The organism is Kitasatospora sp. NPDC092286 (genome assembly GCF_044755565.1).
Lineage (GTDB): Bacteria > Actinomycetota > Actinomycetes > Streptomycetales > Streptomycetaceae > Kitasatospora.
The window spans coordinates 1-14899 of sequence record NZ_JBIVRD010000059.1 but is presented as its reverse complement, the minus strand read 5'-3'; the positions used below and the strand labels follow the sequence as shown (position 1 = coordinate 14899).

The 14899-nt window shown below is 70.8% G+C and carries 13 protein-coding genes; 8 read left to right on the top strand and 5 right to left on the bottom strand.

The genetic code is table 11. From position 1 onward, the window contains the following. Positions 1 to 214 precede the first annotated feature (214 nt). The gene (locus ACIQIB_RS36520; RefSeq protein ID WP_400763354.1) at positions 215 to 2965 is read right to left on the bottom strand and encodes an AAA family ATPase; all 2751 of its coding nucleotides are present in this window, start codon (positions 2963 to 2965) and stop codon (positions 215 to 217) included. A gap of 284 nt (positions 2966 to 3249) precedes the next feature. Between ACIQIB_RS36520 and ACIQIB_RS36515 the strand changes: the two genes are divergently transcribed. Both ACIQIB_RS36515 and ccrA read left to right on the top strand, forming a co-directional pair. After that, positions 3250 to 3528, top strand: coding sequence for a metallophosphoesterase (locus tag ACIQIB_RS36515; RefSeq protein ID WP_400763349.1), 279 nt, complete (start codon positions 3250 to 3252; stop codon positions 3526 to 3528). Between the two features lie 23 nt (positions 3529 to 3551). Beyond that, the gene (ccrA, locus tag ACIQIB_RS36510; RefSeq protein ID WP_400763346.1) at positions 3552 to 4904 is read left to right on the top strand and encodes a crotonyl-CoA carboxylase/reductase; all 1353 of its coding nucleotides are present in this window, start codon (positions 3552 to 3554) and stop codon (positions 4902 to 4904) included. A gap of 344 nt (positions 4905 to 5248) precedes the next feature. On the opposite strand, the gene ACIQIB_RS36505 is transcribed toward ccrA, so the two are convergent. Continuing rightward, positions 5249 to 6235, bottom strand: coding sequence for a LacI family DNA-binding transcriptional regulator (locus tag ACIQIB_RS36505; protein WP_363614266.1), 987 nt, complete (start codon positions 6233 to 6235; stop codon positions 5249 to 5251). A 142-nt stretch (positions 6236 to 6377) separates the two neighbouring features. Between ACIQIB_RS36505 and ACIQIB_RS36500 the strand changes: the two genes are divergently transcribed. The 5 genes from ACIQIB_RS36500 (at position 6378) to ACIQIB_RS36480 (ending at position 10691) form a co-directional block, all read left to right on the top strand. After that, the gene (locus ACIQIB_RS36500; protein ID WP_400763344.1) at positions 6378 to 7298 is read left to right on the top strand and encodes a ribokinase; all 921 of its coding nucleotides are present in this window, start codon (positions 6378 to 6380) and stop codon (positions 7296 to 7298) included. A 123-nt stretch (positions 7299 to 7421) separates the two neighbouring features. After that, on the top strand, positions 7422 to 8768 hold the full coding sequence (locus ACIQIB_RS36495) for an NtaA/DmoA family FMN-dependent monooxygenase (RefSeq protein WP_363614270.1): 1347 nt from the start codon (positions 7422 to 7424) through the stop codon (positions 8766 to 8768). Between the two features lie 35 nt (positions 8769 to 8803). Next, positions 8804 to 9331 (top strand): flavin reductase family protein, encoded by a 528-nt coding sequence (locus ACIQIB_RS36490; RefSeq protein WP_400763340.1) that lies wholly within the window; start codon positions 8804 to 8806, stop codon positions 9329 to 9331. Beyond that, the gene (locus ACIQIB_RS36485; protein ID WP_400763338.1) at positions 9324 to 9791 is read left to right on the top strand and encodes a riboflavin kinase; all 468 of its coding nucleotides are present in this window, start codon (positions 9324 to 9326) and stop codon (positions 9789 to 9791) included. The genes ACIQIB_RS36490 and ACIQIB_RS36485 overlap by 8 nt, the downstream gene beginning before the upstream one ends. 144 nt (positions 9792 to 9935) lie before the next feature. Further along, positions 9936 to 10691, top strand: coding sequence for a nicotinamide riboside transporter PnuC (locus ACIQIB_RS36480; protein ID WP_400763336.1), 756 nt, complete (start codon positions 9936 to 9938; stop codon positions 10689 to 10691). A gap of 85 nt (positions 10692 to 10776) precedes the next feature. On the opposite strand, the gene ACIQIB_RS36475 is transcribed toward ACIQIB_RS36480, so the two are convergent. Next, complete coding sequence (locus ACIQIB_RS36475) at positions 10777 to 11232, bottom strand: hypothetical protein (RefSeq protein ID WP_363614278.1); 456 nt, start codon at positions 11230 to 11232, stop codon at positions 10777 to 10779. 338 nt (positions 11233 to 11570) lie between these two features. Here ACIQIB_RS36475 and ACIQIB_RS36470 point away from each other — a divergent pair, with 338 nt between their 5' ends. Continuing rightward, positions 11571 to 11738, top strand: coding sequence for a hypothetical protein (locus ACIQIB_RS36470; protein WP_400763334.1), 168 nt, complete (start codon positions 11571 to 11573; stop codon positions 11736 to 11738). Positions 11739 to 12571: 833 nt separating this feature from the next. On the opposite strand, the gene ACIQIB_RS36465 is transcribed toward ACIQIB_RS36470, so the two are convergent. Together ACIQIB_RS36465 and ACIQIB_RS36460 are read right to left on the bottom strand one after the other, a co-directional pair. Beyond that, complete coding sequence (locus ACIQIB_RS36465; protein WP_400763331.1) at positions 12572 to 13450, bottom strand: DUF3223 domain-containing protein; 879 nt, start codon at positions 13448 to 13450, stop codon at positions 12572 to 12574. Positions 13451 to 13765: 315 nt separating this feature from the next. Beyond that, positions 13766 to 14509, bottom strand: a complete 744-nt coding sequence (locus ACIQIB_RS36460; RefSeq protein WP_400763329.1) for a hypothetical protein — start codon at positions 14507 to 14509, stop codon at positions 13766 to 13768. Positions 14510 to 14899: the final 390 nt, after the last annotated feature.

Genomic DNA, 14899 nt, shown 5'->3' with positions numbered 1-14899 from the left:
AAGCAGAATTGGGCAGCTGGAGCTGGTGGGAGGCTATCGCGCACGGTCAGGGGGACCAACCCCTAATTTCTCGAATGCCACCCCCTACGGCATTCCTGGCAGTTCAGGGGCTTCCGCAGGGGTCCCCGCCGGTCACGGTTCTCCATGTGTCGTCGAATGGTCCCTTCCGGCCCGCTCCCGACAGGTCGTCACCATCCGTGTCCGGCCGGTTCCGTCAGGCGATTCCGGATGCCATGGGGAGGCGGTCCATGCCGAGGTCCATCACGAGCTGCCGCCGCCCACGGATGTTGAGCTTTCGGTACACGCGGGTGAGGTGCTGCTCGACGGTGCTCACGGTGATGTACAGCTCGGCCGCGATCTCACGGTTCGTGGAGCCCCGTGCCGCGAGGGCGGCCACCCGAATTTCCGAATCGCTGAGTCTGGAGATGGGGCTGGACTCGTTGTCGTCCGCCCGGGACTGCTCATGCGCCTTCAGCCGGCCCGGCCGAATGGCTTCGCACAGGGCGTCGGCCCCGCACTCCTTGGCCAGCCGCCAGGCCTGGTCCGTGATCGCGCCGGCCCTGCTGAACTCGCCCAGGGCCCGGTGCGCCCGGCCGAGGTCGGCCAGGGCGCGGGCCAGTTCCAGCCGGTCGCCGGACCTCTCCAGTTCCGCCACCGCCAGGGTCAGTGTCCGGGGACGCAGCGCGGGTTCGCCGAGCCCCGCGTGCAGCCGCAGCGCGGTTCCCCGGATACGGGAGCTGCCGGTCTCGTCGAGCTGGCGTCTGATCAGGCGCTCGGCGGGCTCGCGCTCGCCGATGCGCAGCCATGCCTCCGCGGCGTCCATGTTCCAGGGCAGCAGCACGGGCTGGTTGACGTGCCACTGCTTGGCGAGCCGCCCCGCCGTGAGGAACTCGCCGAGTGCGGCGTGCGCCCGGCCCGTCGCCAGGTAGTAGTGTCCCCGGGCTCGCAGGTACTTCAGCCCGTAGACGCTCCGGAACACGCTGTCGCGGACCGGGCGGCTGAGCTGGCGGGCCGCCGCGTTCAGCCGTCCCATGGCCGTGTAGGCGAGGATCTGGGTGGCGATCGCTCCTGCGGCGAAGACGCTGCCGATCTCCTCCGTGACCCCCTCCAGGGAGTCGGCGGCGTACTCCACCGCCTTGTGCAGGTTGCCCTGTGACAGGGAGATCTCGCCGCGGATCATGGCGAGTATGGTCCGCCAGCCCGGTGTCTGCCATCCCCGGGCCTCGCCGGTCAGCAGCTGCCACCGCGCCTCGATCTCGGCCGCGCAGCGGTTGCCCCGGGCCAGGGCGGACAGGGCGGTCACGGCGGGCTCGAACGTCGCCTCGGTGAGCGCCAGTAGCTGCAGTGAGCCCTCGGCGACGAGGGCGGTCGGCTCGTTGCGGACCGGGCGCGCCGGGGTGGGGCCGGGCAGTGTCACGGCCGGCGCGGCGGAACCGCAGGCCGGCGTCGTCGGCGTCGAACCGATCAGTGCGGTGTCGAGGATCCCGCGCACGTCCGCCGTGCCGGGATCGTCCTTTCCCGCGCCGCCGAAGTGGTGCAGCGTCCGTCGCGCCTCCTCGACCCGCCCCAGCGCGAGCAGCAGCCGGGCCAGCGGACCGGCGCAGGACTCGGGAAGCCGGTCGCTGTCCAGCAGGGCGAGGGGCTCCATGAGATGGGTTTCGACCGCGGAGGGGTCCAGCCGCAGCAGGACGGCCGCGAGCCTGAGCCGGATCTCGACGCGCTGTGCCGGGTCGGCGCAGGCGGCGCAGGCGAGTTCCAGGTACCTCACGGCCAGGGGCACGTCGCCGGCGAGCACGTGCTCGGCCGCGCACCGCAGGACATCGACGGCCCACGGCTCGAACGAGGTCGAAGACCCGGCGGCCAGCAGGTGTTCGGCGACGGTGAGGCCGCTGCCACCGGCGCGGCGCAGCTGTTCGGCCGCACGCCGGTGCAGGGCGGCGCGTCCTTGCGGCGCCAACTCGTCGAGCAGTGTCGTCTGCACCAGCGGGTGGCGCAGCGCGCAGCCGTCCATCAGCCCGATCGCGTTCAGCGCCTGTACGCCGCGGGTCACGGTGCCGCGGCTGACGTCCAGCATGAGGCTCAGCAGCTCGGGCGACGCCGCGCGGCCGAGCACCGACAGCCCCTTCACCAGGTCCTCGGCGATCGGGTCGGAGCGTCTCAGAATGCTGCGCACCGCGGCGATGAAGGCTTCACCGACCTGGGGCTCGGCCGGCGTCGGGGCGCGCCCCTGCGCGGCGGCGGTGTGATGATCCTCCAGTAAGGCCCTGAGAAGGAGCGGATTACCGCCGCTGACGGTGTGCCAGGACGGGGCGCGATGGTGCGCCTCGGCCGCCCCGAACGTCTCGCCGAGCACCTCGGCGACGTCATTCGGGCGAAGTGGGCGCAGGAAGAGCCGGAGCAGGTTCGGGTGCTGAAGGAAGAGGGTGCGCAACGCCGGGTCGCGGTGCCGCTCGTGGGCGGTCTCGGTCAGGACGAGCAGCAGCGGGTCGGTGCGTACGGAGCGTGCGGTGGCCAGCAGGTGGCGCAGCGTCGGCGCGTCGACGTGCTGCGCGTCGTCCACCAGGACCACCACGGGCACGCGGGCCGCGAGGTTGTGGAGGGCCAGGCAGAAGGCGCGTTCGCCGGACGGCGTTTCGGCCGTTGCGGTAGCGTCGGGGGCGGCGGCACCGGCGGGGGTCCGCACGCCCAGTGCCGCCCGCAGCGGCGCGTGCTCCGGGGCCGGCAGCGCGGGGTCGTGGAGCAGCTGGCGCAGGGCCGCCAGCGGAACCTCCCGCTCCCCGGGGTTTCCGGTGATACGGAGAACCACGGCCCGGTGCTGCTCCAACTGCCGTGCGAATTTCGCTAGGATTGCTGTCTTGCCGAATCCGGCCGGCCCTTGGAGAACCACAACGCCTGCATTGCCGGAGAGGCAGCGGGAGAATTCATCCACAAGCTTGGCAAGTTGCTCTCCTCTGCCGGTCAGCATGCTCAACACTCCGAATCCTTGGTCAGATTGCCGACGGCCGGGTCCCGTATGGCTGGCGGCAGTTGGGGGGGATGGTACCCGAGCGATGAGGACAGTGATCAATGCTGCGGACAACGCCCGATCACCAGGGAGGATAGGGGTTCCGACACCGGGGAAGATAGGGGTGTCGGCGGGCGAAGATAGGGGTATGCACGACAGTCGCCGCCGCGATACTTCACTGCTGTGACACTTTTTCACCCGCTTATGCGGGACGGCCGCACCCGCACCGTTCACTGCGCCGGCCGATGAACCACGGCCAGCTGCCGGGGATAAGCGACCTGCACGTCGCCTATCCCGAAAACCGGGACATTGTCGAGAAGCTGCGCCCGGAATCCGACCGGGACTGGCTGCTCGTGGCCGGCGACGGGGCGAGCTGGTCGCCGATATCGAGCGGGCGCCGGGCGTCCCGTGAGTGGAAGCGTCCCCGTCGCCCGCGTACCGTTCCCCGCCGCATCCTTCCGGCGCCGTCGGCTCGTCCGGCGAAGGCTTCAGCCGCCCCGACCACCAGACAACTGTCGCAGTAGCAAACCGACGTGAGGTGATTGACGTGGAAGCCATCGTGAGCGCCGTCGTTTCCGGCGAGGCCACTCGGCGGGACTTCGCCGCCTTGCCGCTCCCCGAGTCCTACCGGGCCGTCACGGTCCACAAGCAGGACGCGGAGATGTTCGCCGGTATGGAGAGCCGGGACAAGGACCCGCGCAAGTCCCTCCACATCGAGCAGGTGCCGGTCCCCGAACTCGGCCCCGGCGAGGCGCTGGTCGCCGTCATGGCCAGTGCTGTGAACTACAACACCGTCTGGAGCTCGATCTTCGAGCCGCTGCCCACCTTCGGCTTCCTGGAGCGCTACGGCAGACTCTCCCCCCTCGCCAAGCGCCACGACCTGCCCTACCACGTCATCGGCTCCGACCTGGCCGGCGTCGTCCTGCGGACCGGCCCCGGCGTCAACGCCTGGCACCCCGGCGACGAAGTCGTCGCCCACTGCCTGTCCGTGGAACTCGAATCCTCCGAAGGCCACAACGACACCATGCTCGACCCCGAACAGCGCATCTGGGGCTTCGAGACCAACTTCGGCGGCCTCGCCGAAATCGCCCTGGTGAAGTCCAACCAGCTGATGCCCAAGCCCAGGCACCTCAGCTGGGAGGAGGCCGCCGCCCCCGGCCTGGTCAACTCCACCGCCTACCGCCAGCTGGTCTCCCGCAACGGCGCGGGCCTGAAGCAGGGCGACAACGTGCTGATCTGGGGTGCCAGCGGCGGCCTCGGCTCCTACGCCACCCAGCTCGCCCTCGCCGGCGGCGCCAACCCCATCTGCGTCGTCTCCAGTGGACAGAAGGCCGACATCTGCCGGGCGATGGGCGCCGAGGCGGTCATCGACCGCTCCGCCGAGGGCTACCGGTTCTGGAAGGACGAGCACACCCAGGACCGCCGCGAATGGAAGCGCCTCGGCGGGCGGATCCGCGAACTGACCGGCGGCGAGGACGTGGACATCGTCTTCGAGCACCCCGGCCGCGAGACCTTCGGCGCGAGCGTCTACGTCACCCGCAAGGGCGGCACCATCGTCACCTGCGCCTCCACCAGCGGCTACAACCACGAATACGACAACCGCTACCTGTGGATGTCACTCAAGCGCATCGTCGGCTCGCACTTCGCCAACTACCGCGAGGCCTGGGAGGCCAACCGCCTGATCGCCAAGGGCAGGATCCACCCCACCCTCTCCAGGACCTACCCCCTGAACGAGACCGGACAGGCCGCCTACGACGTCCACCGCAACCTCCACCAGGGCAAGGTCGGCGTCCTCTGCCTCGCCCCCCACGAAGGCATGGGCATCCGCGACCACGACCTGCGCGCCCGGCACATCGACGCGATCAACCGCTTCCGGACCACCTCGGCGCCCACCGGGTGACATACCCGGGTGGCCGTCACCGTCACCGGCGCGTGGCCGGACCACCGTTCGGCGTGGGCCGCGGCCCGGCCGGCGCGTGTGGAACTGCTCGTACTCGCGCGGTGCGTGGAGCAGGTGGGCCCGGTTCCGGATGAGGGTGCGGTCGAACAGCCCGGTTCGGCAGGATCGCACCCGGCGTTCCGTGATCGCGTTCATGCGTGGCATCCGGATGCCGGTCCGGACGACGCGCGGCGAGGGCCGGGGCGAGGCGGCCGCCCGTCAGGTTTCCGCGCGTCAGATTTTCCCACCCGTCAGGTGGCAGCCCGTCAGATCCCGCACCGCCGGGCTTGCCGCCCCTCTCGGGGCTATCCGTCGGTGGAGGCGCGGACGACGAGCCGGGGAGGGAACCGCTCGACCCGTTCGGCCCTTTCACGGCCAGGTGCCTGAAGGAGCGTCAGCGCGCGCTCGGCCATGGCGGCCAGCGGGTGGCGGATGGAGGTGATGGGCGGGTCGAGAAGTTCGAGTATCTCGGTGTCGTCGAAGCCGGTGACGGCGATCTGTCCGGGCACGGAGACCGCCGAGCGCTGCAGCGTGCTGACCAGTCCCACCGCGAGGACGTCCGCGCCGCAGACGACGGCGTCGATCCGGGTGTGCTGTTCGGCGATGCGGCGGCCCGCGGTGCGGCCGGCGTCGGTGGTGAAGCTGGGCAGCAGGACGGTGGTGGCGTCGGCCCCGCGGGCCTCGGTGAAGGCGGCGAGGCGTTCCGCGCCGGAGGAGGACGCCTGGTCGGCGGCGACCAGGGCGATCCGGTGACGGTCGAGGCCTTCGAGGTGGTCGAGGAGCAGCCGCATCGCGGCGGTGTTGTCGAGGGTGACGGCGACGGTGCCGGAGTCGGTGGCCCAGCGGTCGAAGAGGACGACGGGGGCGCGTCTGGCGGCGGCCCGGACGGCGGGGCCGGACGCGCCGGCGGAGACGGGGACGACGAGCAGGCCGTCGACGCGGCCGTCGAGCAGGGTCTCGATCTGCTCGGCCTCGACGGCGGTGTCGTTGGCGGCGTCGGAGACCACCAACTGCCCACCGGCGGCGCGGACCTGTTGGGCGATGGCGTCGGCGAGCTGGACGAAGTAGGGGTTGGCGAGCGTGGGGACGACCACGCCGACGGTGCCGGTGGTGCCGGTGCGCAGCGCCCGGGCGGAGTGGTTGGTCCGGTAGCCGAGCCGCCGTGCGGCCTCCTCGACGCGGCGCGCGAGCTCGGGGTCGACGTTGCGGGGCGTGCCGGCGAGGACACGTGAGGCCGTGGCGCGGGAGACGCCGGCGGCCTCGGCCACGTCGAGGAGTCGGGGCGCTGTCACGTGGGTGTCCTTCGCGGTCGGTGGGCGGGTGCGCCACGGCGGTGGGGCGGCCGTGCGGGGCGGGATGTGCAGGATGAGGGTACTTGACGGCGTGTGAGTGCTGGTCCAGCATGTGGGAGATCGATCTCCCAAGGAGCGTTCAATGCCGTCCATCACCGTTGTCGGTTCAGTGAACCGCGACTTCGTCCTGACCGTCAGGGACCTGCCAAGGCCTGGCGAGACCGTGCTCGCGCGGCGCTTCGTGGAGGGCGCGGGCGGCAAGGGGGCCAACCAGGCCGTCGCGGCCGCCCGCCTCGGATCGCGGGTGCGGCTGGTCGCCAGGGTCGGCGCGGACGCCTCCGCCATCCTCGGGGCGCTCGCCTCCGAGGGCGTGGACGTCGAAGCCGTGCGGTCGGACCCACACACGACGACCGGGATCGCGGCGGTGGTCGTCGACGACGCCGGCGAGAACACCATCGTCGTGAACCCGGGGGCCAACGCCGGCCTCGGGGTGGAGGACCTGCCGCCGCGGCTCGTCCGGTCGGCGGGGGAGGTCGTCCTCGTCCAGAACGAGATCCCCTCCGACGTGGTCGACCAGGCGGTCCTGCGGGCCCGCGAACAGGGCGGGATCGTCGTCCTCAACCCCGCCCCCGCCCGACCCGTCGACGCACGGGTTCTGGCCGCCGTCGACGTCCTCGTCCCCAACCTCGGCGAACTGGCCTCGCTCCTGGGCACCGAGCGGCCCGCCACCCTCGACGGCGCGCGGGACCTGCTGGAGGGCGCCGCGCTCCCGTGCCGGGCCGTCGTGGTCACCCTCGGGGCGGACGGGGCCCTGCTGAAGCAGGCGGACCGCGCCGGCGCCACGCACATCCCCGCCCCGCTGGTGGCCGCCGTCGACACCGTCGGCGCCGGCGACACCTTCTGCGGCGCCCTCGCGGACGCCCTCGCCCGCGGCGCGGGCCTCGCCGCCGCGGCCGAACGCGCCGTCCGCGCGGCCTCCCACGCCGTCACCGGCCTGGGCGCGCAGGCCGCCATGCCCTACGCGGCCCAGCTCGACACACCCGCGGACCCCACCGCTTCCTGACCCCCGCAGAACCCTTCCCGACCCGCAGGGCCCCCACCGCCCGGCACCCTGACAAAACCCCCAAGGCCCCCACCGCTTCCTGACACCCCGCAGGGCCCCCACCAGCACAACGGAGAACCACCCATGAGGAACCTCAAGCTCGGCCTGTTCGAGAACGCGCAGACCAACGCGAGCGGCACCGCCACCTGGCGCCACCCCGACAGCCGGCGACACCTCTTCGACACCCTCGGGTACTGGCGCGAACTCGCCGCGGTCTGCGAGGACGCCAAACTGGACTTCCTGTTCCTCGCCGACGCCTGGGGCTGGTCCGAGATCGACGGAGTCCGCCCGCCCATCGCCACGGAGGAGACCCTCGACCTCCCGCGGCTCGACCCGATGGTCGTGGCCGCCGCGCTCCTGTCCACCACCACCGACCTGGGCCTGGTCATCACGGGCTCCGTCCTCGTGGAACCCCCCTACGCGTTCGCGCGCCGCCTGGCCACCCTCGACCAGCTCTCCGGCGGCCGGATCGGCTGGAACGTCGTGACCACCGGCACCGCCGACACCGCGGTCAAGGCCTTCGGCATGGAGATGGTCGCGCACGACGACCGCTACCGGATGGCCGAGGACTTCCTCGACCTCGTCTACAAGTACTGGGAGGGGGCCTGGGAGCCCGACGCGCTGGAGAAGGACAAGGACGGAAGGTTCGCCGACCCCGCCAAGGTGCACCTCGTCACCCACGAGGGCCCCTTCTTCCGCTCGCAGGGATACGGCAACACCGCGCGCTCCCCCCAGGGCACGCCCGTGCTGTTCCAGGCCGGGGCCTCGCCCGCCGGCCGCCGCGTCGGAGGCCGGCACGGCGAGTGCATGTTCGTGGGAAGCGGCTCGGTCGAACAGCTCGCCGGGCACACCGCCTCCATCCGCGAGGAGGCCGTCAGGGCGGGCCGCCGTGCCGACGACGTGAAGGTGATGTCGGCGTTCTCGTGCGTCGTCGGCGCGACGACCTCCGACGCCCAGCGCCGCTACCAGCGCATCCTCGACGCCCAGCGGTCCGAGGTGACCGTCGCCAGCTACGCCATGTTCACCGGGCTCGACCTCTCCTCCTACCCGCCCCACACGCCCATGGCGGACCTGTCCACCGAGCTGTCGCAGACCCAGGTGGCCCGCTTCGCCGGCAAGACGGTCGGTGACGTCCTCGCCGACTGGCACACCCACGGCGTCGGGGCGCGGCCCGTCGTCGGCACGGCCGAGGAGATCGCCGACGAGATCTGCGCGCTCGCGGAAGGCGCCGACCTCGACGGGTTCCTGCTCTCCCCGACCGTCCAGCCGACCTCCACGACGGACTTCGTCGAGTCGGTCCTGCCGATCCTGCGGGCACGCGGAGTGTTCCGGGGGGAGTACACCCCGGGCGAGAGCCTGCGCGAACGGCTCACCGGGGCGTCCGACCGCGCGCTGCCGGACAGCCACCCCGCGGCACGGCACCGGCACTGAGAAACCCCACCCGAGACGAGAGGACGGCGAAGACCATGGCCACGTCCGCCCACCACCCGCCCCGGCCCACCGCGCCGACGGAGGAACTCGACCCGGCGACGCTGCGCCAGGCGTTCGGGGCCTACCCGACCGGCGTCGTCGCGATCGGCGCGCTGCGCGGGAGCGAACCGACCGGGTTCGCTGCGAGCTCGTTCGTCTCGATCTCGCTGCAACCGCCCATGGCCGCGGTGAGCGTGGCCCGGACCTCGACCACCTGGCCGCGCTTGGCGCAGGCGCCCGTCCTCGGACTGAGCGTGCTCAGCCGCGGCCAGGGCGCGCTGTGCCGGCGCCTGGCCTCCCGCGAGGCCGACCGCTTCGACGGCGTCGCGTGGAGGGCGACGCCCGAGGGCGCCGTCGTGATCGACGACGCCGCACTGTGGCTGACGGCCCGGGTGAGCGCCACCTACGACGGCGGCGACCACGAGATCGTGCTCATGGAGCTGATGACGGCCGAGCTGTTCCCCGGTGTGGAGCCGCTCGTCTTCCACACCAGCCAGTTCCGGGAGCTCACCCCCCATGCGTGACGCCCCGGCCGTCCTCGCGCACCTCACGGGCACGGTGGTGCACGGCGCCGGCCGGGGCCGCGGGCTCGGCTTCCCCACCGCGAACATCGCGCCCGACCCCGGCTCGCCGGTCCCACCGCCCGCGGTCTACAGCGGCTGGGTCGTGCGCCACCCCACCGGCGCCCTGCACCGCGCGACGATCAGCGTCGGCTCCAACCCCACCTTCTGCGACACGGCGGAGATCCACACCGAGGTGTACTGCCACGACACGTCGGACGACCTCTACGACGAGCGCGTCGGACTGTGGTTCGTGGCCCGGATCCGGGCCACGGTGAAGTTCGCCTCGCCCGACGATCTGGTGCGCGCCGCCCGGCAGGACGTCCTGCGTTCCGAGGAGTTCCTCGCCTCGGAACGCGGGCGGCGCGTCCTGGCCCACGCGCTCAACGCGTTCGCTGACACCGCTGACACCGCGACCGCCTGACCCTCTTCCCACCCCGCACACACACCCGGCGCGCACCCCCACGCCCACCGCCGCCCCCCAGCCGGCTTTCGCGCGCCACGACCGGTCCGGTCCGGTCCCGCAGCACACCCCCCACCTCGCTCCGAACGAACAAAGGCGTGAGTAATGAGCGTATTCCAGTGGCTGAACGAGCAGTGCAGCTTCTTCGGCGTCCCCGTCTACTGGTCCGACTTCCTGGGCAACATCCTGGCGCTCGCGACCGTCTGGCTGGCCCTGCGGCGCTCGCTCGTGGCCTGGCCGGTGCAGATCCTCGGCTCGGTCCTGCTGCTGATCGCGAGCATCAACGTCCACCTCGGAGGCAACGCCGCCCGGCAGATCGTGATCATAGCGTCGGCGTCCTGGGGCTGGGCGACATGGCGCCGCAGCAGAGACAAGGAAGGCACCATCAACGTCCGCTGGGCGCCATGGGGCCAGCGCGTCGCACTGATCGCCGTCATGGCCGCCGGAAGTCTCGCCTTCGGCGCCCTGCTCAAGACGGCGGACGCCTCCTTCTACCCCGGCGCACCCTGGTGGATGGTCCTCGCGGACGCCTGGATCTTCGTCGGCTCGATCCTGGCCATGTACAGCCAGGCCCGCCGGTACGTCGAATTCTGGTTCGTCTGGCTCGCCGTGGACCTCGTCGGCGTCCCCCTCGCCATCCACTCCGAGCTCTACTTCTCCGGAATAGTCTACGCGATCTTCTTCGTCATGGTCGTCATCGGCATCCGCGACTGGGCGTCCCACAGCAAGCCCCAGGAGATCGCCTCTCCCCTCGAACCGGCCGTCCTCGTGGAAAGCCGCGACGACACCGCACCGCCCGCCCGGCCGCACCCCGTCCGGCCCGACACGGAAACCGCAACCGGCCTCCGAACCACCGACTGACCCACCACCACGGCCGCGCGGTGCGCAGACCAGGCGCAGCCACCCTCTCCCGGCACGCCGGGAGAGGGTGTGGTCCTGCCCGGCCCTACACCTCGGGACCGGTCGGCTCGACCTTGAAGGTCCGGGCCGCCGCCCCGCCGCGACCGCCTGCCCCGACCGTGGCCGTTGTCGGGGCCGACGGCGTTTCGACGCGTGCCCCGGTGGCGGGCTCCGGGCCCGTTGCGGGGCGAAGGCGGGTGGCGAGGGCCGCCATGTCGGTGGTGAACCGGTCGCCGAGGTCGACGCCGGACTCCTTGGCGATGACGATCAGCGAGAACAAGCAGTCGGACAGCTCGTGACCGATCCTCCCGGCATCGGCGGCCAGATCGGCGCGGTGGCCCTGGTGGGCCATGACCAGCTTCGCGAGGTCGCCCACGTCGCCGGTGAAGCCGAGGACGAAGTCCGTCAGGTCCCAGATGCGGCCCAGTTCGTGTTGGTTGATGTCGTCGTAGCGGGCGCGCACCTCCTCGGCTGCTGAACACATCTCGTCCCAGGTGGGCATCGGCTGCTCCGTATCGGTGGGTGGTCAGGCGGGTTCGACGCCGGCCGTGGTCGTCGCGTCCCGCTGGTGGGGTGTAGGGAGCGCGCTTCGATGGGCACTGGCCCCTGCGGGAACGCGAGATTCCACACCCGATGGGCACTGTTTCTGTCGGTGTTGCGTGGGCAATCGGCGCGCTTCGAGTGCCACAGTGGCAACGGTGCGTAGGGATGGCGCTGGCGCGCGTCGTCATCATATGGGCGCATGCCCAACGATGAATCCAAGTCCCGTACACACCCAGCGTGATGAGTGTTCGTCAGTGCGATCCGATTGATGTCGGCGGGGCCCGGTACGGTCCGGCCATGAGAAGGTTCCTCACCGATGAGCAGGCGCTCTGGGCGCTGGAGCAATACCGGGCCAGGACGATGACCCAAACTCAGATAGCCGAGAGGCTGGGTGCCACCCTGTCCCGGATCAACCAGCTCGTGAACGGCAAGACCTACAGGCACCTTCACGGAACTGCCGGCTAGCGGGTAACCGACGGCGGGGTCCTGTACGGCCTGGCGGAGACGCCGGAGCGTCGACGGTTCCGCGAGGCCCAGGTCTGGTCGCAGATCGCCCGGCGAGGGCCTGACGAGTGTTGGGAATGGACCGGAACGACCCGCAAGGGCTACGGGTGGGCCCCCTCCGGCGCGAACCTCGTCGGCTCGCCGTCGGCCCACGTCGTGGCCTACACCCTGGCCCGCAGGCTCCGCGAGGCCCCGCCGAATCTGCTGCTGCGGCACCTGTGCGACAACAAGCCGTGCTGCAACCCCGCGCATCTGCGTCCTGGAAATCTCGCCGAGAACAACCGCGACCAGGCACGCGCCCGGTGGGAAGGCCGCATGGACGGTCCGACCGTCCCTCGTGTGGTCGACGACCCCGAAGTGCCTCCTCCGGCCGGTTGGAGTATCCCCGAGGAGATCGACCTGGCGCTTCTCGAGCGCGAGGCCAGGATCGCGGAGTTCTGGGTCCAAGTGGCCCGCCGCGGCCCTGACGAATGCTGGCCGTGGATCGGTAAGCCGCGCAACAGGTTCGGCTACGGGTTCATGCGGTTCGACGGCCAGACCACGCCTCCGGCCCACCGGATTGCCTATGTGATCGAGCACGGGCTGACGCTCGCCGACATCAAAGGCAAGCAACTCAACCACCAATGCGCGACGGGCGACCACCGCAACGACTGCGCGAACCCGGCGCACGTGAGAATCGGTACGCAGACCGAGAACATGGCGGACAAGAAGCTCCACGGCACGATGCCGCTCGGTGAGAAGCACCATATGGGCCGGCGTTACCCGGACGAGCTGATCAGGAACGCGCGGATTCGCTACCGCCGCCCGGAAGGTAAGCAGCCGACGATCACCGAGCTGGCCAACGACGCCGGCGTGGCCGTCGGTGTCATGAGCCGATGGCTGAAGGGCGAACTCCGCAGGGAGGCGGGTGGCCCGGTCGGACCTGATCCCGAAGCGTCCGTAGTGTAGCCAGGAGCCTGCATGGGCCCCGTCGGACTCATCCAGACCCATGCTCGGCCGACGGGGCCTTGGTGCTTGCCGGGGGTCACCCGCGAGGTCGACGCTGGTTCTCCACGCGGGACAGCAGGCCGAGCACAGCGTGCTTCTGGTGACTCGCACCAGCGGGCGGCCAGTTCTCGGTCCACAAGCACCGCCAGGCCCGGATCGGTCGACGGGGTCAGCTTGATGGCGTCCCAGCCGCCGGCCGCATCGGCGAAGTCGGCGGCCATGCTGGCAAGCGAAGGCCCCTTGAAGTAGCTGACATCGGTGGCGTCGGTGCTCAGGGCTGCACCGGACAGGTCCGACACGAAGGTGCCCTCCTTCTGCCTGTTGTAAAAGTAGGCACTCCGCAGGTCCTTGGCCTCCACCCCCAGGGCGTCGATGACGCGCTGCGGGTACGTCCGAGGGTTCAGGCACTTCTGGTACGAGAAGTCGATGGCTGTCGCGTCGATTCGGACCGCCTCGAACCCCTGATGAGAGCCGAGCTGCGTTGGGACGACCCGGAACGACTCGATCCCCGGACCGATCTTGGCGTCCGCATCCCGGCGCAGGTTGAGCAGGTCCCGTAGCAGCAGCTCGTCTTCCTCTTGGCCGACTGTCTCGCCGATGGTGTACCGGTACAGCACCTCACGGACCGCCTCGCCTGCCGCCGCCTTCGACTTGTACCGGCGCGGCCCGATCCAGAACTCCACCATGTGAATCTTCCCTACTGCTCCACCGACTTGGCCGGCCAACGCTAGGTCACTCCCGGGCCTACTGCCAGGACTTCACCTAACCGCTCACCATGCCCTGCACCGCAGGGCATGATGGAGGATCTCTGAAATCGACCAGGGTCGATCGCCGTCTCACTCGGCCTGCCGTTTAACGCAGTTGGGAGGCTCAACGAGCGGCGAGCCTGTTCGCCGACACGGCCACTGCCGCCTGGTGGCGGACAGGCCCTGGGGAGGTGACCGAGGGCCCGCCCCCGCGCTGACCGTAAAGCTCACCGCTGGCCCGAGGGGCGGGGGCGATCAGGCCTTCCGCTTCTTCGCCCACACCCGGGCCGGGTGCATAGAGGCCAGCTCGTCGTTGGATGTGGGTATGGGCGGCGGCCAGGAGAACGCCTCGGTGGGCGGCCACAACCTCAGCTGCTGCCCGTTCTCCCCATAACGGGCGGTCTCGTAGCCCGGGGCCAGGCGCAGCGAGGTGAACTGCACGGCAAGGGCGCCAGTGCGCAGGATGATCGAGTAGCCGTTAGTCTTCCCGCCGATCCTGCCGGCGTGGAATGTCCCCCACTCGTGCTGGTGCTCGTCGCCGGGCGGTTCGACGTACAGGGCTCGGGCCGTGGTGCGGCGCATGGACGGCTGGCCGTGACGGTGCAGTTGGAGGTAGTCGGCGCGCGGAATCACCGTCAGGTCGTCGAGCACGCTCGACTGCACCATCATCATCGACGTCTTCATGGCCCACGTGGCGAGGGCGGTCTGCTCGTCGGGGCCAAGAGTCATGGGCTGGCCGCGCATTACGTGGTGCAGGAACGACTGAACCTTCTGCTCAACGCCAGACATCCAGACGTTGTTGCAGGTGGAGCAGACGCACTTGACGGTGGCGGTGGCGAACAGTCCGGCGATCTGCCGGTACTCGCCCTGCTTGGTGCGGATGGTGCGGGTGCCACCCGCCTTCACGAAGTTCTCGGAGGCCTGGCGCCGTAGCCACTGCGGCAGTACGTGCTCACGGCTGCCTGCCTTCCCCCCGCAGAACACACACGTGCTGGCCACGTCGATTCCCCCCTGGAGGTCTGGATGACGGGGAAGCATATCGACGGCGATCCCGAAGGCGGGGGCCGACGGCGATCCCGAAGGCGGGGGCCGACGGCCCCCCGAGGGCCTGCGCGGCTGGGCCGCGATGGTCTTCAGCACGGCGACGGCCGTGGGTCTAGGACGAGGAGTGCACCTCGTGCAGAGAGCTGTCCATGGCTGCGGGCTGGGTCCTGCCGCAATGCTGGGCGAGCTGCTTCCCGCGGGCGACGCCGCGTTCTGCTCCTGGCTCCTCGGTGAAGACTGAACGGCTGCTCCTAGGGCGCGTATTCGGTCGTGATCAATCTGTGTGATTCACCTTCGCGGCGGGTCCTGATCCGGTAGACCGTGGTGTGTGACGCGAGCGCAACT